The organism is Mobilicoccus caccae, from assembly GCF_030161635.1.
Lineage (GTDB): Bacteria > Actinomycetota > Actinomycetes > Actinomycetales > Dermatophilaceae > Mobilicoccus > Mobilicoccus caccae.
The window spans coordinates 2,833,584-2,853,520 of the sequence record NZ_BSUO01000001.1 but is presented as its reverse complement, the minus strand read 5'-3'; the positions used below and the strand labels follow the sequence as shown (position 1 = coordinate 2,853,520).

The following is a 19,937-nucleotide window of genomic DNA, read 5'->3' as shown; positions in this document are numbered from 1 at the left end:
GTGGCACGCTTCATCGCCGACCAGAGGACCAACTATCAGGTGCCACACACGCTGGTCTGTGCCCTGCTCGGGGTGTCGCTGGCGTGGTTCTACAAGTGGATCGCCCGGGCGAACGGGCCCGGCGCGGCCAGTGGGTTGTTCACCGACGCCGATCGGCGCCGCGACAGCGTCGACCGGGCCGTGGCCGTCGCGTTCACGAAGGCCAAAGGGCTGCACGGATCGCCCCGCCTGCACGAGGACCTGCGCGAGGCGGGATGGCAGGTCAGTGGGAAGACCGTCGCTGACTCGATGCGCCGCCAGGGCCTGGTGGCCCGCGTCATCAAGCGGCGCAGCGGCCTGACCAGGCAGGACAAGACCGCAGCGAAGTTCCCCGACCTGGTGCGCCGCGACTTCACCGCGCCGGCGCCGAACCGCAAGTGGGTCGGCGACATCACCGAGATCCCCACGGCCCAGGGCAAGTTGTACCTGGCCACCGTGATCGACCTGTACTCCCGTCGCCTGCTCGGCGCGGCGACCAGCAAGCACCCCGACGCCGAGCTGGCGTGCGCCGCAATCCGGATGGCGGTGACCGCCCGCGGCGGCAAGGAGGCCATCTGGCGCGAGGATGAGGCCGAGCGCGTCATCTTCCACACCGACAGGGGCTCGACCTACACGGCGACCTCGTTCACCCGGTTGTGCACCGAGCTCGGGCTACGCCAGTCGATGGGCCAGGTCGGGTCCTGCTTCGACAATGCCGCCGCGGAGGCCTTCTTCTCCTCCCTGGAGTGGGAAGTCCTGTCCCGGCACGAGTTCGACACTCGCGCCCAGGCCAGAGCCGTCGTCATCGACTGGGCCTACGGCTTCTACAACCACCAGCGCCGCCACAGCGCGGCTGGCATGATGTCACCGGTCGCCTACGAGCAGTCCACCGCAGCGTCTGTCCCGGACGCCGCGTAACCGCAAGCCCTCCACGATCTGGGGGGAACCACAGACCGCCCGGGTGGTGAGGTTGCCGGCGAGGTGCCGGCCAGTCGGCGAGGCGGGGTGGCGGGCCAGGTCGCTGGGGGTGCCGGTCGCGATGAGGGTGCCGCCGGCGTGGCCGGCGCCGGGGCCGAGGTCGATGAGGTGGTCGGCGGCGGCGATAAGGCGGAGGTGGTGGTCAGCGGCGATCACGGTGCGGCCGTCCTCGACGAGGCGGCCGAACAGCCGGGTGAGGGTGTCGACGTCGGCCAGGTGAAGCCCGGCGGTGGGCTCGTCGAGCAGGAGCGTGCTGGACCCGGCTCGGATGGCGAGGGCAAGCTCGAGGCGTTGCCTTTCGCCGCCGGACAGGGTGGTCAGGGTTTGGCCGAGGCTGAGGTAGCCCAGGCCGACGTCTCGCAGCGCGTGCAGGATCCGCTGCTGGTCGGGCGCGGTGAGCACTTCCGGAGCATCTTCGACAGTGAGGGCGAGGACGTCGGCGATGCTGTGGCCATCGACGGTGTAGGCGAGCACCTGTGGGGTGTAGCGGCGGCCGTCGCAGGCGGTGCAGGTCACCGGGATCGGGTCGAGAAAGGGGATCTCGGTGTAGGTGAGCCCGAGGCCGCGGCAGGCGGTGCAGGCGCCGGCGGAGTTCGCGGAGAACACTGCCGCGGGCGCGCCGGTAGTTTGGGCGAAGGTCTTTCGGATGCTGTCCAGCAGCCCGGTGTAGGTGGCCAAGCTGGAGCGGCGCGAGCCGCTGATCGGGGCCTGGGTCAGCCGGGCCGTTCCCTCGTCGGTGGGAATGCTGTCGAGCAGGGATGTCTTCCCCGAGCCGGAGACGCCGGTGATCACGGTCAGTACTCCGGTGGGGAGGTCGACGGTGAGGTCGCGGAGGTTGTTGCGGGTGGCGTGCTCGACCCGGATCGTGCCGGAGCCGGACCGAGGCGCGGGGTTGAGTGCGATGGGGTTACTCAGGTGGCGGGCGGTGGGGGTGTCGGCAGCGAGCAGGGCAGGGTAGTCGCCGGTGAAGGTGATCGTGCCGCCGTGGACGCCGGGTCCCGGGCCCAGGTCGACGATGTGGTCGGCGGCCGCGATGACGGCGGGGTTGTGTTCGACCACGAGCACGGTGTTGCCCTTGTCGCGCAGCTGGGTGAGGACGTGCACGGTGCGGGAGACGTCGTCAGGGTGCAGCCCGGCGCTGGGCTCATCGAAGACGTAGCTGAGCCCGGTCAGGGCCGAGTCGAGATGGCGAACCGTGCGCAGTCGCTGCGCTTCGCCGCCGGACAAGGTGCTGGCGCGCCGGTCGATCGACAAGTAGCCCAGCCCGACGCCGTCGAGGGAGTGCAGCAGCCGGGTCAGCCGCCCCACCACGGCGGGCGCCCGCCCGGCGTGTCCGGCCAGGTGGGCGTCCAGGTCGGTCACGGGGAGGGCGGCGGCGGCGCTGATGGTCAGGCCTCCGAGGAGGCAGTCCCGCCCGGGCTGGCTGAGGCCGGTGCCGGCGCAGTCCCGGCAGCGGCCGCGGGTGGCTGCACGGGCGAGGGCGTCGCGGATCTTTGGCTTGAGGGTGTCGGCGGGCTTGGCGAGGTAGAGCCGGCTGATCTTGTCCAGCAGCCCCTCGTAGGCCATCGGGTAGCTGCCGGTATCGACGTTCGGCCCGTGGCCGCGCAGCAACTGTTCACGCTGCTCGGCGGTGTAGCGGCCGACGGGCAGGTCGGGGTCAAAGTAGCCGGAGCGGGCGTAGACCTTCCAGAACAGCGAGTTCACCGCGAAGTTGGGAAAGCCGATCGCGCCGTCGTTGAGGGACTTGGTCGGGTCCAGGATCTGATCGGGGTCGAGATCGGCCCGTTCGCCGGTGCCCTGGCAGACGGGGCACATCCCGTCGGGGTGGGTGGTCGACAGGTGGGCGGGTGAGGGCACCGCGGGCTCGCCGAGGGCGGCGTAGACGGCCCGCAGGTAGGTCCAGGCGTCGGTGGCAGTGCCGACGCTTGAGCGGGGGTTGGCGGTCATCGTGTCCTGCCCGACCAGGATCGCTGCGGTCAGACCGGTGATCTCATCGACGTCGGGGCGCGGCAGCGACGGCATGAGGGATTGCACGAACCCGGGGTAGGTCTCGTTCAGCAGCCGCTGGGACTCCGCGGCGACAGTGTCGAAGGCGAGCGACGACTTGCCCGACCCCGACACCCCGGTGAACACCACCAGCTGGCCCTTGCGCAGGTCGACGTCGACTCCGCGCAGGTTATGGGTGCGGGCCCCGCGGACCCGGATGACCGGTTCGGCCGCGGTCATCGCTGTCCTTCCTCGACTGGCGCAGGCTGGTCGGCGTGCGCGGCCGTTGGCAGCAAGGTCATCAGGGCCGCGCCGACCAGGTAGAGCCCGACCTGCCAGGGCAGCACGTCAGCGAACGCGTCACTGAACGCGACGGCCGGCCCGCTGGCGCCGGAGTTCACGGCCTGGGTGAAGAACAGGGTGCCGAGGGCGGCGACGCCGACCGACCCGCCGATCTGGTTGACCGTGGACAGCACCCCGCCGGCGGCGCCGGCCTGTGGGCCTGGGACGGCGGCCAGGACGACGTTGACCAGCGGTGGGGCGGCCAACCCGAGCCCCAGCCCGCCGAGAAGCAGCGGCCCGCCGAGCTGCCACCAAGCCGGCTCGTCGATGCCGGTGATGACCAGCCACATCGCGGCATGGGAGGCGGCGATGGTCAAGCTGCCGAGGATCAGCAGCCTTCGGCCGTGCAGGGCGGCGAGCTTCACCCCCGCGCCGGAGGTAATTATCGATCCGAGCGCGTAGGGCAGGGTGATCAGGCCGGTGGTCAAGGCGGTGCGCCCGGTGCCGTCTTGGAGGTAGATCGACAGCAGAAGGAAGAAGGAGGCGATGCCGCCGAAGAACGTCAGTGAGGCCAGCAGCCCGCCCGTGAAGGCCCGGTTGGAGAGCAGGTCGGGATCGAGGACCGGGTGACCACCGCGGGCGGCGAGCCGGCGCTCGAACACCACGAACAGCACCAGCCCGGCCAGACCCGCTGCGAGCAGACCCCAGCCCCAGGCGGGCCAACCCCAGGCCTGGCCCTGCACGATCGGCAGCAACACCAGCAGCAGCGATCCGGCCAACAGAGTGGCACCGCGCAGGTCGAGACCCGCAACGCTCGGCTGTGACGATTCCGGCAGCACCCTCACTCCGATCAGCAGGGCAGCCAGACCGATCGGCACGTTGACCCAAAAGATGCTGCGCCACTCCAGCCCGAACAGGTTCGCCGTCACCAGCAGCCCACCCAGCAGCGGGCCGGCGATCGAGGCCAGCCCCTGCACCCCGCCGTAGGCGCCCAACGCGGCACCCATCTGCTGAGGCGTCAGCGACGAACGGATGATGCCGAACACCTGGGGCACCATCACCCCCGCCGCCAGCCCCTGCACGACCCGGGTGCCGATGAGCACCTCCGCGGTCGGGGCGAGCGCACACGCGGCCGACGCGACGACGAACAGCGCTAGCCCGGCCAGGAACGTCCGTCGCCGACCGTAGGAGTCACCGATCCGGCCGCCGGTGATCAGCGCCGCACCCAACGACAAGGCGTAGGCGGCGATCATCCACTGCAGCTGAGCCGGCGCGGCGCCCAGCGAAGCCTGAATGTTTGGGGCGGCGACCGCCACGATGGTCACGTCCACCAGGTCCATGAACGTGGCGACCAGGATGACCCCGATGACCGCACCGGGAGAGGTCACAGCAGCACGACGCTTGGCGCCAGCAGGCGAGTCGGTAGTAGGCATGCCGCTACCCTCACCCCCAAAGCGGCCATATAGTGGCAGCATTCCTCGATTAGTGACGACAGAGCGGTATGCCCATGGCTCAGACGGCAGGTCGGTCGCTGCAGTTGCTGTCGCTGCTGCAGACCGCGAACCGATGGAGCGGCCCCGAGCTGGCTGCCCGGCTCGGCGTCAGCCTGCGCACCCTCCGCCGCGACGTCGACACCCTCCGCCAACTGGGCTACCCCGTCCACGCCAGCGGCGGCCGCGACTCCACCTACGCCCTCGGCGCCGGCACCAACCTGCCGCCGCTGGTCCTCGACGGCGACCAGGCCGTCGCGATCTCTCTGGCGCTGCAAACCTCCCCGACGACCGTGCTGGGTCTCCGCGACGCCGCCGACCAAGCCCTGCACACCCTCAGCCAGGTCATGCCCGCCCCGCTACGCGCCCAAGTCGACGCCACCCGCGTCACCACCATCCGCAACTACTGGGAGTTCTCAGTCCCCCCGATCGCGCCCGCCGTCCTCAACGCCGTCGGCGACGCCGTCCGCCACAGCCACCTGCTGCGCCTGGAGGGTTCTGCGGCCCGACGGGAGCCGGCCCGACCCCCGAGACCCTGACTTCATCCCGCCGGTTCGGGTCGAACCGCACCACCTCGTTCTGTGGGCCGGCCGCTGGTACCTCGTCGCCTTCACCCCCGCCACGCGCGGCTGGTCCGTTTACCGCGTCGACCGACTCCACACGCACGACCCCACCGGAATGCCGTTCAGCCGAAGGCCGGTACCCGGCGACGACGTCGCCACCTACGTCATGACCAACCACGACCGCGGCGACACACCAGCCACCTGGCAATGCCTCGGCAGCGCCACCCTGAACCTTCCCGCCGACGTTGTCGCCCGCTGGGCCCCGGGCGGATCGGTCATCAACTACCTCGACCCCACCCACAGCCGCCTCACCCTCGGCGCCTGGTCCTGGGCCGGCATCGCCGGCATCCTCGCCACCTTCGACACCTACCTCACCAACGTCGAGCCCGACGAGCTCCGCGCCGCCTGCCACTCCCTGGCACGACGATTCAGCCACACCTGAAGGCCCTGCGGCCCCGACTCCCACTTCCGTCAGCACATCCCGCCGTCGCCAGCCCTCCGGCTCCCGAATTCACCCCCAACTGGCGTCACCGATGGTGCACATAGTCACTCGGGCCTGGCGTATCGGCCGGGGAGCCAACAAGAGGCTCTCCCTCAGCTCAAGCGCGTCCGCTCGCATCGGGGAGTCGACGTCGTCCGCGTTCGGATGCTGCCGGGGCAGACCGTGTCCAGCTTCGGGAGCGTCTCAGAGGGGCTCGCGACCTCGTTCCGCGCCCAGAGCTGCCGCGTGCGGTCGGTGCCTCGTCGTCCGCAGGACGTGGACCTTCGAGTCGTGCGCCGTGATCCGCTCGCGGCGGTCGTGGCACCACCTGAGCCCGCGGAGTCCCTGGACCTGCATGCGCTCCACGTCGGCCGCGACGAACTCTGCCGGCCCGCGACGATGCCGGTTCTCTACGCGAGCACGCTGCTGGCCGGTGAGCCTGGGGCGGGTAAGAGTTCCGCGATCTGGTCCTACCTGCTCGCCATGGCGCCGGGCATCCGCGCCGGCCTCGTGCAGGTCTGGGCCATCGACGCCAAGGGCGGGATGGAGCTGTCCATGGGGCAGCCGCTGTTCCGCCGCGCCGCCTTCGGTGAAGGTGCCGAGGGTGCCGCCTGGCAGGCCGACATCGCCGACCTGCTCGACGAGGCCGTGCAAGTCATGCAGCGACGCCAAGCCGTCTTGCGCGGGGTGAGCCGCAAGCACGTCCCGACCACAGCGGAGCCGCTGATCGTCGTCCTCATCGACGAGCTCGCCGCCATCACGTCCTACATCACCGACAACGCGCTGAAGAAGCGGATCAACGCTGCCCTGTCCCTGCTCCTGTCACAGGGGCGCGCACCCGGCGTCTCGGTCATCGCAGCCACCCAGGACCCGCGCAAGGAGGTCGTCCAGATGCGCGATCTCTTCACCCACCGCATTGCCTTCCGCACCGCCGAGGCCGATACCGGCGACCTCATCCTCGGGGACGGTGCCAGGGCCAGAGGTGCTCTCACCGCGGCGATTCCCACCTCGACACCCGGCGTTGCCTACCTCGTCGCCGATGGCGAACCCGAGCCGGTCCGGTTCCGCTTCTTCTTCATGGTCGACGCTGACATCCGGCGTCTCGTCGAGCGGGTGCGCCGCCCTCGGCTCGTCGTGAGCAGCGAGGAGCCCTACCGTCCCGGAGATGCGGCGTGACCTCGGACCGCTCCTGCCTGGAGCCCTCGGAGGCGGTTCGTCGCAACCGTGCCGAGGACTTCGGGCTGGACCTGTCCGGCTTCTCGCCGCAAGACCTCGACGACCTGACGGCCCGGTTCGCCACGGGCACCATGGGGGCCTTCACCGACACCCTCGCCAAGGTCGGATATTGCTCGCGGCCGGTGCAGCTCGTCGGCTCCTCTGCCACGGCCGACAAGGCCACGGGCGAGGTGCTCGGCACCTACTCCTCGCGCGACGCGCCACTCGGGGTGACCTACGTGGCATGCGGCAACCGCCGCGCCTCCGTGTGCGCCGCCTGCTCGCGCCTCTACGCCGCCGACACCTTCCAGATGCTTCGTGCGGGTGTCGCTGGTGGCAAGCAGGTGCCCGAGCACGTCCGCGACAACCCGCTGCTCTTCGTGACGCTCACCGCTCCGAGCTTCGGCGCGGTCCATCGCGCGTCGTCGGGACAAGCCGGCTGCCGACCGGAGGCCGGGCGCCCACGGTGCCGCCACGGGGCCTCCCAGAGCTGCCGTCGCCACGACGACGAGGGAGTCGTCGGCTCCCCGCTGTGCCCGGGCTGCTACGACTACACCACTCACGTCGTGTGGCAGTGGCACGCGCCGGAACTCTGGCGACGGTTCGTCATCCGCCTTCGTCGTCGCGTCGCCCACCTGCTGGGGGTGCGTGAGTCCAAGCTCGGCTCCGTCGCAACGGTGCAGTACGCCAAGGTCGCCGAATACCAGGTGCGCGGCGCGGTGCACTTCCACGCACTCATCCGACTCGACGGGCCGCGAACTGCGGAGGGCTTCGCGCCCGCGCCCGCCGACCTCGACTGCTCGGCCCTCGCCGCCGAGGTGCGCTGCGCAGCGCGTGACGTGTCCTACCTCGCGCCGGCGACCGGCGACGACGACGCCGGCCGGCTCCTGCGATTCGGGCGTCAGCTCGATGTCCGAGTCGTGCGCGCATCCCGACGCGACGACGACCCCGACGCGGCCCTCAGCGCCGAGCAGGTCGCCGGCTACATCGCCAAGTACGCGACCAAGGGAGCCGGCGACACCGTCTTCACCGGGCCTCGCGACCACTACGACCGGCTCATCGCCGTGGCGCGACGGATCGGCTCCGCCGCGCGCCGCCGTGCCGACGCCCGACGTGAGGCCGGGCAGGTCGAGCCCGACGACGAGGGCGACCCGTACGAGCGCCTCGCCGACTGGAGCCACACCCTGGCGTTTCGCGGGCACTTCTCCACCAAGTCACGTCGCTACTCCGTGACGTTGGGCAAACTTCGGCGAGCCCGCCGGCGGTGGCAGGTGCTCGCCGCCCAGTCCCGTGCGACCGGTGTGCCCATCGACATCGACGACCTCGAGCACCGGCTCCTGGCCGACGAGGAGGAGACCACGCTCGTCATCGGGTCGTGGCAGTTCGCCGGCCTCGGCTGGGCAACCGAGGGGGATGCGGCCCTCGCCGTCGCCGCTGCCGCACGTGCCCGTGAATACGCAGCGGCTCGCGCCGCCCACCGCCACTGAGCCCCTCCCGAACCAAGGTGAAAGGACGACCCGTCATGACCGCAACGCAGCGGCCCGAGCTCCTCGATGCCAACGAGGCCGCGCAGTGGTGCCGCATCACCGTCAACTCGCTCAACCACCTGCGGCAGCACCACCGCTTCGCGCCTGCGATCAAGATCGGTCGCCGCTGCTTCTGGACCCCCGCCGATCTCAACTCCTGGATCGAGTCACAACGGGAGAAGGCGGCATGATCAACAAGCTCCAGAACGGGCGATGGCGGGTGCGCGTCAAGCACCGAGGCGTCGTCGTCGCCAATCGGGTGTTCGACCGCAAGGCCGAGGCGGCTGCCTGGGAGGCCGAGCAGCGGCGTCGCCTCAACGACGGGGACTTCGTCTCGCCGTCCGCCGGCCGCCTCACGGTCGCCGAGCTGGCGCGCGAATACGAGGATGCTCGCCGCGGGCAGGTCGCCGTGCGCTCGTGGGAGTCCGACGAGAGCGCCTTGCGCGTCCACATCGTGCCGGCCCTTGGCGCGCTGCCCGTGGCCGCCGTCCGCGCCGTCGACGTCGAGCGGTTCCTGACGAACTTGGCCGTCTCGCGGTCGATCCGGACGGCGGCACGGGTGCGGACCACGCTGCGGGGGCTCTTCGACTACGCCGTGCGGACCCAACGCATCCGGGTGTCGCCGGCTACGGCGGTCGCGCTGCCTCGCCCCGACTCGCGCACGGGGGAGTCGGTCGGGGTCAACCCGTTCACGCTGGCCGAGCTGCGGGCGGTCGTGGAGTCCCAACGCTCCCGGCCGCGTCAGCACGAGTCGACGAAGGTCTACGCCGACGTGACGCTCGTGCTCGGGCTGACCGGGGTGCGCTTCGGTGAGCTGCGCGGGCTCCGTGTCCGCGACGTGGTCGACGTGCCCTACCCGGCCATCGTCGTCCAGCGGTCGTTGCCGCAGTCAGGGCGCACGGGCAAGGTCATCGTCCGGACGACGACGAAGGGTGGTCGCTCCCGCATCGTGCCGCTGTCCGACCTCGTGCAGCCGATCGTGTCGTCGTGGGTCGCCGACAAGGCCGGCGACGACGTCCTCTTCCCGGCTCCCGAGGGCGGCTACTTGCTCGGCTCGAACTGGCGTCGCGCCGTCCAGTGGGAGGTGACGGGCCTCGGGCGCCGGCCCCACGACCTTCGGCACACCGCCGCGACGCTGTGGCTCACCGCCGGCGTCGACGTCAAGACGGTGTCCGCCTGGCTCGGGCACTCGACCGCCAAACTCACCCTCGACACCTACGGGCACTGGATGGGAACCGACGCCGATCGCGCTGCCATCGCGAGGGTGAATGCGGCCTTCGGGGACACGGTTCCTGCGACCTACGGGGACACCACGGGGACACGGGCGGGGCGTGACTCGGATTCCACGGGTGGGATTCAGGGTCGTGCAGGCTTGTGAACTGCGGTGTTGTGTGGTGCCCCCGGCAGGATTCGAACCTGCGACACCCGCTTTAGGAGAGCGGTGCTCTATCCCCTGAGCTACGAGGGCTGGACCCGGTGTGCTCGTGCACGACGCGGGCGCGGCCACCATGATCGCACGGCCGGAACGGCACTTTGCGCGAGGCATCCACACCGCCTGGGGTGCGCGCGTAGGGTCGGGGGGCACCGCAGCCGCAGGAGATCAGGACCCCCAGATGACCGAGCGCATCCTCGTCGTCGGCGAAGCCCTCGTCGACATCGTCCACCGCACCGACGGAACCGTGGAGGAGTACCCCGGCGGCAGCCCCCTCAACGTGGCCATCGGGCTGGCGCGCCTCGGTCACCCCGTCCACTTCGCCGCCCGATTCGGCGACGACCTGCACGGACACACCCTCCGCGCCCACCTCGAACGCGAACCCCACATCACCCTGACCCCCGGCACCACCGCCGCGGCGGCCACCTCCACCGCCACCGCCACACTCGACGAATCCGGTGCCGCGAGCTACGACTTCGATCTCGTCTGGGATGTCGCGGGCGCCCTCGACGCCGCCCCCACCGGCCACCTGCACACCGGCTCCATCGCCGCCACCCTCATGCCCGGAGCCGACGCCGTCCTCGACGCCGCGAGCCGCGGCCACGAGAGCGGAACCGTCTCCTATGACCCCAACGCCCGCCCCAGCCTCATGGGTGACCCCGCCGACGCCCGCGCCCGCGTCGAAGCCGTCGCCGCGTACTCCCACGTGGTCAAGGCCAGCGACGAGGACCTCGCCTGGTTCTACCCCGACCTGCAGCTCGACGACGCCATGCGCCACCTCGGCGACCTCGGCGTCGCGCTCGTCGTCGTCACCCGGGGCAAGGACGGCTGCCGCGTCCACGTCCCGGCGACGGGGGAGTGGACCGACGTGCCCCCAGTCGAGGGAGTCGTCGTCATCGACACCGTCGGCGCCGGCGACTCGTTCATGTCGGGCCTGCTCTCCGGACTCCTCGACGCCGACCTGCTCGGCAGCCCCGAGGCCGCGCAGGCCCTCGGCCGCGCGACCCTGCGGGACGTCATGGCGGCCATCACCCGCGCGACCACCTGCGCGGCGATGACCGTCTCCCGCGCCGGCGCCAACCCGCCCACCCGCGCCGAACTGCCGCACTGACGCCCCGCCGAGGGGCCATCAGTGCTCTGTCGCTGCTTCGAGGCGCCTCTCTCGGTGAGGAGAGACGTGAGGTGAGACGCCGTGCGTCGAGCTGCGGCGGAGCGAAGAACAACACCGACAACATGGGCGGACGGGCCGATTGCGTCACCGCAGGTCACAGAGGTGCGGCTCTCGGCGACCCCTCGTCGATGTCGTCCGTGTTGTTCTTCGTCCGCGGAGACGCTCCGGGGGTGCGTCCGCCTGACCGGTGAACGAGCCCCAGATCGCGACCGGATGACCCCCGTACGCGCTCCGGCACCGTGAAAACGCAGGAATGCCGCCGGCGCGACCCGCCGTGTTCACCGCGGGTTGGATCCCAAAGAGCTACCACCACCCATCCTCGCCACGTACGGTGCAGGAGGCCGCATGTCCGTCGGGGGAGCTCGACGGGTCCGCCGGCCTCGTGATCACCGACACCGGGGAGCCGTCATGCCCACCAGTCCGTCGCGTCGTGCCCGTCGGCGCCTCGCCTCCGCCGTCGTCGTCACGGCCGCCCTCGCGCCACTCGCGCTCGCGGCACCTCAGGCCGACGCCGCAGCCGCCAAGAAGAGCGCACGCGCCTCCGTCGACCTCGGCCGGCCGGGCCTGCCCGAGAGCCGCAAGGTCACCCGCGTCGAGTCCGGCGTGGCCGTCACCTCCATCGTCCGTGGTCAGAAGGCCGCGACCCCCGCCACCCGCGGCACCACCCAGAACGGCCCGTGGCGCATCAAGGTCGCCACCATCGACCCCAAGCGGGCCAAGGGTCACCTGCGCACGGCCATCGGCGCCGACATCGCCCGCACCGAGGGGGTCTCCGTCCTCGGCAAGTGGAGCAAGTCGCCCATCGCCGTCAACGGCAGCTTCTTCTCCGCCGGCCGCAGGACGGCCCCCGGCGACATGGTCGGGGTGGCCGTCAACGGCGGCACGATCATCAGCCAGCCGCAGCGCGTCGCCGGGCACATGGGCGTGCTCATGGACTCGCGCACCAAGGCGCTGCGCATGGACAACTACAGCTGGAAGTCCACGATCACGAGCGACGCCGGCGAGCTGTTCCTCGATGCGGTCAACACGCCCGTCGCCGTGCCCAAGGGCTGCGAGCAGATGACCGACGCGGCCAGTTGCCCCATCAGCGGACCCCTGGTGCGCTTCACGCCGCACTACGCCGGCCGGACGCCGTCAGGTGTCGGTGCCGAGGTCGTGTTCGACCGCAAGGGTTGCGTCATCTCGGCCCGCACCACCCGCGGCGCCAAGCTCAGCGCCTCGCAGACCTCCATCCAGGCCACCGGCGCCCGGGCCGCCGACCTCCTGCGGGTCGCGGGCAGTGGCTGCCCCACCTACCAGGAGAAGCTCTTCGGGTCCGACCGCAAGCAGGTGGAGCTCTCGCGCACCACCTTCGGCGTCGCGGGCCGCTACCAGTTGGTGCGTGAGGGAAAGATCGTCGCGCCGACCGCCAAGGGCTCGTTCTTCGGCCGCCACCCCCGCACGATCATCGGCCGCACCGCAGGCGGGTCCGTCATGCTCGTCACCGTCGACGGCCGGTCCACCGCCAGCGTCGGCGTCACCCTCACCGAGGCGGCGCGGCTCGCGAAGTCCCTCGGCATGGTCGACGCGGCCAACCTCGACGGCGGAGGCTCGACGGCGATGGCGGTGCGCGGCAAGCTCGTGAACACACCCGCCGGAAGCCGGGAGCGCTCGGTCGGCGACGCGATCATCCTGCTGCCCTGACCAGCGAGATGTAAGTTCCGCCAGGGATTTCCCGCACCAGCTCCTTACCTTCGCCAGACCCGAGGGGGACAGGGTGCGTGCGCCCCGCCGGTACCATCGCATCGTGAGTCGAAGCCCGTCCCTGCCCGAGCCGACCCCGCTCGCGGGATCGCAGTCGCAGCAGCCCTCCCCGGATCGGTCGTCCGAGGCGGAGGGATCCCGGACGTCCGTGACCGCGGACGCCGCCCCGCCCGCCACCGACCCCTCCTCGGCCTCCCCGGATGCGCGAGCGGGCCACCGCTCGCCGTCGGGCGCGTTCCGCGACGAGATCGTCGCCGACGTCGTCAAGGGCTGGCGCCATGAGCTCGCCGATCTCGGCGGGCCCAACACCCTGCTCTGGTACCGGGATCTGTCGGCGGGCACGCTCGACCTCACCACCGTGCACCCCGGCGGCGTCTCCATGCTCATGGCGGGCGGGTCGACCCGTCTGTCCCACCTCGTGCGCGAACGCAGCGCGTTCGTGGAGGCCCGCCGCCGCGCGCGGGTGATCCGCGAGAAGACCCTCGAGCTGCGCGACGAACGCGGCCTCGTCACCTGTTTCATGGCCCTGGGGATGGCCACGTGGGACTCGCCGGGAGCCCGCGCCCCCAGGCCCCGGTGTTGTTGCGTACCTGCGAGATCCACCCCGTGGATGCGGCGGGCACCGACTTCGACCTCGACCTGGGCACCGACGTGGAGGTCAACCCCGTCCTGCTCAACTACCTGCGCCACGAGCAGGGCATCGAGCTGGACCCGGCCGCGCTCGCGGCGCTGGCTGCCGTCTCCACGCGTTTCGACCCGATGCGCGTCTTCCGTGAGTTGTCGCGGGTGTGCTCGTTCATCCCCGGGTTCACGGTGGCCGACCGTCGCGTGGTCTCCAACTTCTCCTACACCAAGCTGCAGATGGTCTCCGACCTGTCGCGGCAGGGCATGTCGCTGGGCGATCACGACGTGCTGGCGGCTCTCGCCTCGGTCCCCGGCGCCCGTGACCTGCGCGGTTCCGTCGACGACGGGCCGCTGGACCCCGGGCAGGAAGCCCTCGCCCTCGACGCCGACTCCACGCAGTCCCGCGCCGTCATCGACGTCCGTGAAGGTCGCGACCTCGCGCTCGTCGGCGGGCCGGGCACCGGCAAGAGCCGCACCGTCGCCAACATCGTCGCCGCCCTCGCCGCCGACGGACGCAGCGTGCTGTACGTCTCGCCGCGCCGCCGCAGCCTGCAGGCCGTCACCGACCATCTCGACGAGGCGGGTCTGGCCGGTCTCGTCCTCGACACCCACGGCTCGCTCCCCGACGCGCACGTCGTGGCCCGCGAGATCGTCACCGCCCTCGACCGGCGCCGCCCCGCCCGCGAGCCCGACACCCGCGGCCTGCGCGAGCAGTTGCGCGACGTCAGCGCCGAACTCGAGAGCCACCTCGCCGCCGTCCACGAACCCCGCCGCCCCTGGGGCGCCAGCGTGTTCGAGGCGCGTGAGGCGCTCGCGGCCCAGCACGAACTCGCCACGCCGCCGACCTCGGAGGTGCTGCTGCCCGAACGGGTCCTGTCCTCCCTCGACGCCGACGAGGTGCGGGTCATCGGCGGTCTGCTCGCCTCCGTCGCCGAGGCCGGCGGGTGGTCGAAGGACTGGCCGGCGGACCCCTGGTACCGCGCGTGGGTCGTCTCGCCCGAGGAGGCCGAGCGCGCCCGCAAGCTCGTCGACGAACTCGCCGCCGGACGCCTGGAGAAGGCCCGGACCGCGCTCGACGCCACCCTGGTGGAGGCGGGCCTGCCCGCCGCGGAGACGCCCGACCACTGGGACGGCGCCCTCGACCTCATGCTCGGGGTGCGCAAGACCCTCGACGTGCTGCCCGAGGACGTCTTCCTCCAGCCGCTGGACTACCTGCTCGGCGCCACCGCGGACCGGCAGTACCGCCAGGAGCGCGGCCTGTTCATCGGCTGGCGCACCCGCCGTGACCTGCGTCGACGCGCCGAGTCACTGCTCAACCCCGAGATCGGCCTCGACCAGCTCCACGAGGTCCTGTCCGCGGCGCACGAGCAGCGCACCGCCTGGACGGCGTGGAGCGGCTCGGAGGAACTGCCGCGCGTGCCCGCCGGACTCGACGAGGCCCGCCGCCTGTGGAACGACCTCGAGGTCGACCTGCGCTGGCTGTCCGAACGCCTGGGGACGACCGCCGACGGCGGCGAGCTGTTCGGCATCACCGTCGACGAACTCATCGCCCGCATCTCCCTGCTCGCCGAGCACAGCGACCGCATCGCCGTCCTGCCGCGCGTCTCCGCCGCTCTCGACCGGTGCCTTGCAGCCGGATTCGACGACGTCATCGCCGATCTCGCCACCCGCCACGTGCCCGCCGCGCAGATCCCGACAGAGGTCGACCGCGTCTGGTGGCGTTCGCTGCTCGCCCACTTCGCCGACGAGGACCCCCGGATCGGGCGTCACGACGGAGACCGCCTGCGCGGCCTCGTCGAGGAGTACGTGCGCCTCGACCACGACCACCTGCGCGCCTCCCGCGACGAGGTCCGCATGGCCGTGGCGCGCCGTCTTCACGACGCCGCCGGCTCGCACGCCCGGGCGCAGGAGATCGTGCGCTACGCGGCCTCGGGTACCGGCATCGGTGTTCCCGCCGAGCAACTCCTCGAGCAGACCGCCGAGCTGCTGCTGGAGGTCAAGCCGTGCTGGGCGATGAGCCCGGAGGTCGTCGCCACCCTTGTGCCGATCGGCCAGTGGTTCGACGTCGTGATCGTCGACGACGCGGCGCAGATGCCGGTCTCCCATGCGGTCTCGGCCATCTCCCGCGGACGACACGTCGTCGTCGTGGGTGACGACCGGCAGCCCTCGCCGATGCCGTACTCCACGGCCACCCTGGACGCCGCCGAGCAGGTCGACCCCGACGACGCCGTGCCGTTCGGTTCGGGTGCCACCCTGCTCGACGTCGCGAGCGACGTCCTCCCCGTGCGCCGCCTGACCACCGTGCACCGTGACGTCGACGAGGCACTCGTCGGCTTCGGCAACCACACCGTCTACGACAGCGCCCTGGTGACGACGCCGGGAACCTCCTCGGAGCCGCCGTTGAGGCTGGTGCTCGCCGGGCGGACGTCGAAGGACGGTGGTTCCGGCGGCTCGACCGACCTCACCGCTCCCGGCGACCGCAGCGAGGTCATGCTCGACGCGCCCGCCCTGGAGGACGCGGAGGCGCTGGCCGTCGTGTCCCTGGTCCGCGAGCACCTGCAGGAACGACCCGAGGATTCGCTCCTGGTCGTCACGCTCAGCAGCGCACGCGCCACCCAGATCCGCGCCGCCCTGGAGACCGCGGCCGAGCTGGACACCGAGCTGCGCGCCTGGCTCACGACGACGGGCTCGGAGGCCGAGCGCATCGTCCACGTCGACCGGGCGCTCGGCGCCCGCCGCGACACCGTGATCCTGGCCCTGGGCCACCGCCCCCAGTCCGACGGGTCGCTGCCGCGACGGTTCGGGCGCCTCGACGCCGAGGGCGGCGACCGGGTGCTCACCGCGGCGCTGGCCATCGCCCAGAACAACGCGATCGTCGTCAGCGAGATCGGACCGGAGGACTTCGGCGACCGCCGTCCCTCCAGCCCCGGCGCGGCCTTGCTGCGTGACTTCCTGCGGCACATCGAACTCCAGGGTCACGAGGCCGACGTGGCCGAACGGACCGGCAGCACCGATCCCGCGGCCATGCCCGAGCCGGAGACCGCTGCCGCCGAGGCGGCGCTGCTCCTGCGCGGCCTGACCTCCGCGGTCGGTGAGGACGGCATGGAGGTCCACCACCGCTACGGCGCGGGCCCGCGCCGCATCGATCTCGCGGTGGCTGAGAAGGGCGCACCCCGGCCCGTCGTCGCGGTGCATCTCGACGGGCGTGAGCACGCGTCGATCCCCGACATCCGCGACCGCGAGCGTGTGCGCGCCGAACTCCTGCGCCGTCACGGGTGGGAGGTCGTGCGCGTCTGGAGTGCCGACCTGGTCAGCGACCCCACCTCGGCCGTGCCGCTGATCCGGGAGGGCATCCGGGCCGTCGACGCGCGCGCGGTGCTCCGCGGACGCCGCGCGGCCACCCGGGGCGGGCGGGCATGAGCTCGACGGACGACGCCACCGAGCGTGAGGACGCCGCCACCGATCGAGAGCGCACGGTCGCGCCCGCGCAGACCCGCGACGACACCGACGAGGGCTGGGGCGACTGGCGCGACCGCGAGGACCGCGACGCCTGGCTGAAGGAACAACGCCCGCCGCACTGGGACTGAACTGCCGGGCCGCGCAGCCGAAGTCGAGCGCGGCCTGAGCGACGGCGTCGGGCATGCACGTGCGGACATGCAAGGAGGGGCCTGCCCATCTCGGGCAGGCCCCTCGTCATGCTCGTCGACCTGGTCGGACCGACATCGGGGTCGGACCTCGACCCGGTCGGGTCAGGCGCGGCGCTCGCGCAGCAGGTCGCGGATCTCCTGCAGGAGGAGGATGTCCTCCGACGGGGTCTCCGGCTCGGGCTCGATGCCCTTCTTGCGACGCTCGGCGAGCTTGTTCATCGGCAGCACGAAGATGAAGTACACGACCAGAGCGGTGATGAGGAAGACGATCAGCGCGTTGATCATCACCGACAGGTCGATGAACGTCTGCTCGGCCATGTCCGGTCGGATGGGGAAGCCGAGACCGGAGGTCTCCGGGCTGCCGGCGGCGTTGATGATGGGGGTGATGAGGGCGGTCACGAAGGTGTCGACGACCTTCTGGAAGGCCGAACCGATGACGACCGCGACAGCCAGTTCGATGACGTTGCCGCGGAGGATGAAGTCCTTGAATCCCTGGAACACGATGCTGAATTCCCTTTCGGAGGAACGGGGGCGCGGCCTCGTCGAGTGCGCTGGAGCCCCGACCACTGTAGGGCCGACTCGTGCTGTCTCCGTTCAGGATGTGCGCAAAACCGGGGTGAGTCCTGGTCCGGCCTCGGTCATGGCCGGGATGAGCGCGCTCAGGTGCGCCTCGTCGACGGCGAGCAGGAGACCGTGACCGCCCTTCTCGGCCGCCGGATGGTCGACCGCCAGCACTCTGACGTCGCGGGCGACGGTGCGGCCACGACCGCCCTCGACGAGGTCGAGGCGATCCCCGGCGCGGAGGAACAGCAGCGCACCCGGGTCGGGCACCGGGACGTGGACGGCCCGTTGCGTCGCGCTCACCTCCCGCGCCACGACCAGGCTTCGGTCCGTGAGGATCTCGCGGGGTCCGACGGCCCGGGCCAGGCGCCGACCCGCGGCCGGCTCGGGCTGTCTCACGGCGTCGCCCGGCAGCAGCTCGGCCGGCACGTGCGCCGTCGTGAGATCGCTTGCGGTGAGCAGGTGCCCGGCGGGGAGATCGCGCACGGAGGTGACGGCGGTGTCCGGCGGGGGAGCCGGACTCAGCGCATCGACGGCCAGCCAGATGGCCAGACCCAGCAGCACGGCGGCGCCCAGGCGCCTCACCTGTCTCATCGTCGGACGCCGCGCGCGACGGGTCGCCGCTCTGCCGGTGCGGGATGGGGGTGGTGTCGTGCCGAGCCACGGCAGGGCGGGAGCGCTGGGCATGCCCGACAACCTAGGTGAGCGATCAGGTGGGCTGCGGCGCCGTGCGCTCGGCTGTGGATCGACGTCCTCGCCCGCGCAGGCTGAGGACGACGGGTCTCAGCTCGCGGCGGCGGAGGAAGAGGCCGAGGACGACGTGCCGGTGGAGGAGGTGCTCGAGGAGCTCGACGAGCCCGAGGAGTCCTTGCTCGCGCCGGTAGAGCCCGAGTTCGAGCCGGCCGAGGAGGTCGACGAGGACGACCCGTTGGTGGAGGCCTTGCCGTTCTTGCCGTCCGAGCCGTTGCGGGAGTCGGTGCGGTAGAACCCGGAGCCCTTGAACACGACACCCACGGAGTTGAAGACCTTGCGCAGACGCCCCTCGCACTGCGGGCAGGTGGTGAGCGCGTCGTCCGTGAAGGACTGGACGGTCTCGAAGTCGTGGTCGCACTCGGTGCAGGCGTAGGCGTAGGTGGGCATGGCTCTTCTTCCGGGAGATGTACGGCTCGATGAGTGTACGGGCAGAAATCAGGCATCCACACAACGCTTCAGGGGGCCGAAATCTTCCTTAGGACCCCTCCCGGACGGGTGCTCCCGCGCGCGATCCGGTGCGCATCGCGTGCCCGTCTCTTCTGCCGCCGGAGTTCCGCTGTGCGATCAGGGAGTCGGCGGGGCCGGTGTGAGGGCGGTCCAGCCGCGCCGCGGGGTCACGACCGCCGGCACGAGCTGGTCGTGTTCTCCGTAGGGGACGGCGTCGAGGATCTCCTCGTCGAACAGGAGCACCGCGCGGCAGGTGCCCGGCCGCAGGCGGGGCACGGTGCGGTCGTAGCACCCACCGCCCTGACCGAGCCGATGCCCGGCGTGGTCGACCGCCAGGCCGGGCAGGATCATCGCCGTGATGTCGGCGACGGCGTCGAGGCCGAGCGAGGGGCCTTCGTCGCCGGCGTCCTCGTCGGAGGGGAGTTCGGCGCTGCTGTCCTCACCGCTGGGGCGCGCCGGGTCGGCGTCCTCGGACGGCGATGCGGCAGAAGGGGATTCGTCGGTCGAGGCGTCGTGATGGTCGCCGGCCGGCGCCTCTCCCTGCCGGCGCCCGTCCCGGAGATCGCCTGCGGGCGCGAGCAACTCGTGCCAGTCGAGACTCAGATCGTCCAGGGTGCGCGGGACGAGCACCCGCACACCCCGATCGTGCAGCCCCTCGATGAGAGCGGTGGTGTCCGGTTCGCTCGGGGTGGAACGGAACACGGCGACGGTGGCCGAGGAGGACCCCCACCCGGCGTCGCGGGCCTGCGGGCACCGATCGAGATGATCGAGGACCGCGCGGGCGATGCCCTCAGACTCCGCTCGGCGGCCGGTTCCCGCTTCCCGTTCGGCGCGCCGGCGGGCCCGGCGTTGGGCGCGAATCCGTGCCCGCAGGGTGGTCTTGTCGGACGTGCCGGCCTCTGCCGGGCCGGTGCTCGCAGCCATGGGTTCAGTGTGCTCCTAGGGGATCGCGCAGCTCGTGGCTATCGTGCCTGCATGAGGACCGTCAACCGGCCGACGTCGCCGTCGGTGAGTGAAATC

Annotated in this window: 17 protein-coding genes, 1 tRNA gene and 1 pseudogene; 12 read left to right on the top strand and 7 right to left on the bottom strand. The window is 71.6% G+C overall.

Features of this window, described 5'->3' with window-relative positions:
• Nucleotides 1–936 carry an IS3 family transposase gene (locus tag QQK49_RS14015; RefSeq protein WP_284304457.1) on the top strand — a complete coding sequence of 312 codons (936 nt, stop codon included), beginning with the start codon at nucleotides 1–3 and terminating at the stop codon, nucleotides 934–936.
• Here QQK49_RS14015 and QQK49_RS14010 read toward each other — a convergent pair.
• Nucleotides 883–3,222, bottom strand: coding sequence for an ATP-binding cassette domain-containing protein (locus tag QQK49_RS14010; protein WP_284304456.1), 2,340 nt, complete (start codon nucleotides 3,220–3,222; stop codon nucleotides 883–885). The genes QQK49_RS14015 and QQK49_RS14010 overlap by 54 nt on opposite strands.
• Nucleotides 3,219–4,697, bottom strand: coding sequence for an MFS transporter (locus tag QQK49_RS14005; protein ID WP_284304455.1), 1,479 nt, complete (start codon nucleotides 4,695–4,697; stop codon nucleotides 3,219–3,221). Before QQK49_RS14005 ends, QQK49_RS14010 begins: the two co-directional genes overlap by 4 nt.
• Nucleotides 4,698–4,771: 74 nt before the next feature.
• Between QQK49_RS14005 and QQK49_RS14000 the strand changes: the two genes are divergently transcribed.
• The 7 genes and pseudogenes from QQK49_RS14000 to QQK49_RS13975 all read left to right on the top strand — a co-directional run bounded on the left by QQK49_RS14000 (nucleotide 4,772) and on the right by QQK49_RS13975 (nucleotide 9,917).
• A complete protein-coding gene (locus QQK49_RS14000) occupies nucleotides 4,772–5,293 on the top strand; it encodes a helix-turn-helix transcriptional regulator (RefSeq protein ID WP_284304454.1) in 522 nt (173 codons plus the stop codon).
• Nucleotides 5,253–5,363: pseudogene (locus QQK49_RS23555) on the top strand (WYL domain-containing protein); the annotation flags it as partial. The gene QQK49_RS14000 and the pseudogene QQK49_RS23555, both read left to right, overlap by 41 nt.
• Before the next feature lie 69 nt (nucleotides 5,364–5,432).
• Nucleotides 5,433–5,759: a hypothetical protein gene (locus tag QQK49_RS23550; RefSeq protein WP_488803207.1), complete on the top strand. Its 327-nt coding sequence runs from the start codon at nucleotides 5,433–5,435 to the stop codon at nucleotides 5,757–5,759.
• A gap of 330 nt (nucleotides 5,760–6,089) precedes the next feature.
• Complete coding sequence (locus QQK49_RS13990; RefSeq protein WP_284304453.1) at nucleotides 6,090–6,974, top strand: FtsK/SpoIIIE domain-containing protein; 885 nt, start codon at nucleotides 6,090–6,092, stop codon at nucleotides 6,972–6,974.
• Nucleotides 6,971–8,500, top strand: coding sequence for a replication initiator (locus QQK49_RS13985; RefSeq protein ID WP_284304452.1), 1,530 nt, complete (start codon nucleotides 6,971–6,973; stop codon nucleotides 8,498–8,500). Before QQK49_RS13990 ends, QQK49_RS13985 begins: the two co-directional genes overlap by 4 nt.
• A gap of 35 nt (nucleotides 8,501–8,535) precedes the next feature.
• Nucleotides 8,536–8,730: a helix-turn-helix transcriptional regulator gene (locus tag QQK49_RS13980; protein WP_284304451.1), complete on the top strand. Its 195-nt coding sequence runs from the start codon at nucleotides 8,536–8,538 to the stop codon at nucleotides 8,728–8,730.
• On the top strand, nucleotides 8,727–9,917 hold the full coding sequence (locus tag QQK49_RS13975; protein ID WP_284304450.1) for a tyrosine-type recombinase/integrase: 1,191 nt from the start codon (nucleotides 8,727–8,729) through the stop codon (nucleotides 9,915–9,917). Before QQK49_RS13980 ends, QQK49_RS13975 begins: the two co-directional genes overlap by 4 nt.
• Nucleotides 9,918–9,931: 14 nt before the next feature.
• Here QQK49_RS13975 and QQK49_RS13970 read toward each other — a convergent pair.
• A tRNA-Arg gene (locus QQK49_RS13970) sits at nucleotides 9,932–10,007 on the bottom strand.
• A gap of 145 nt (nucleotides 10,008–10,152) precedes the next feature.
• Between QQK49_RS13970 and QQK49_RS13965 the strand changes: the two genes are divergently transcribed.
• From QQK49_RS13965 to QQK49_RS13950, 4 genes are all read left to right on the top strand, one after another.
• The gene (locus QQK49_RS13965; RefSeq protein ID WP_284304449.1) at nucleotides 10,153–11,082 is read left to right on the top strand and encodes a carbohydrate kinase family protein; all 930 of its coding nucleotides are present in this window, start codon (nucleotides 10,153–10,155) and stop codon (nucleotides 11,080–11,082) included.
• Nucleotides 11,083–11,550: 468 nt separating this feature from the next.
• Nucleotides 11,551–12,825 carry a phosphodiester glycosidase family protein gene (locus QQK49_RS13960; RefSeq protein ID WP_284304448.1) on the top strand — a complete coding sequence of 425 codons (1,275 nt, stop codon included), beginning with the start codon at nucleotides 11,551–11,553 and terminating at the stop codon, nucleotides 12,823–12,825.
• 600 nt (nucleotides 12,826–13,425) lie between these two features.
• Nucleotides 13,426–16,929: an AAA family ATPase gene (locus QQK49_RS13955; RefSeq protein WP_284304447.1), complete on the top strand. Its 3,504-nt coding sequence runs from the start codon at nucleotides 13,426–13,428 to the stop codon at nucleotides 16,927–16,929.
• Complete coding sequence (locus QQK49_RS13950; RefSeq protein WP_284304446.1) at nucleotides 16,926–17,096, top strand: hypothetical protein; 171 nt, start codon at nucleotides 16,926–16,928, stop codon at nucleotides 17,094–17,096. The genes QQK49_RS13955 and QQK49_RS13950 overlap by 4 nt, the downstream gene beginning before the upstream one ends.
• 162 nt (nucleotides 17,097–17,258) lie before the next feature.
• On the opposite strand, the gene mscL is transcribed toward QQK49_RS13950, so the two are convergent.
• From mscL to QQK49_RS13930, 4 genes are all read right to left on the bottom strand, one after another.
• Nucleotides 17,259–17,657: a large conductance mechanosensitive channel protein MscL gene (gene mscL / locus QQK49_RS13945; RefSeq protein ID WP_284304445.1), complete on the bottom strand. Its 399-nt coding sequence runs from the start codon at nucleotides 17,655–17,657 to the stop codon at nucleotides 17,259–17,261.
• A 93-nt stretch (nucleotides 17,658–17,750) separates the two neighbouring features.
• Entirely contained in the window at nucleotides 17,751–18,302 is a 552-nt protein-coding gene (locus QQK49_RS13940; RefSeq protein WP_284304444.1) for an SAF domain-containing protein, read from the bottom strand.
• 198 nt (nucleotides 18,303–18,500) lie between these two features.
• Nucleotides 18,501–18,857, bottom strand: a complete 357-nt coding sequence (locus QQK49_RS13935) for an FmdB family zinc ribbon protein (RefSeq protein ID WP_284304443.1) — start codon at nucleotides 18,855–18,857, stop codon at nucleotides 18,501–18,503.
• 177 nt (nucleotides 18,858–19,034) lie between these two features.
• On the bottom strand, nucleotides 19,035–19,841 hold the full coding sequence (locus tag QQK49_RS13930; protein ID WP_284304442.1) for a 5-formyltetrahydrofolate cyclo-ligase: 807 nt from the start codon (nucleotides 19,839–19,841) through the stop codon (nucleotides 19,035–19,037).
• Between the last annotated feature and the right edge of the window lie 96 nt (nucleotides 19,842–19,937).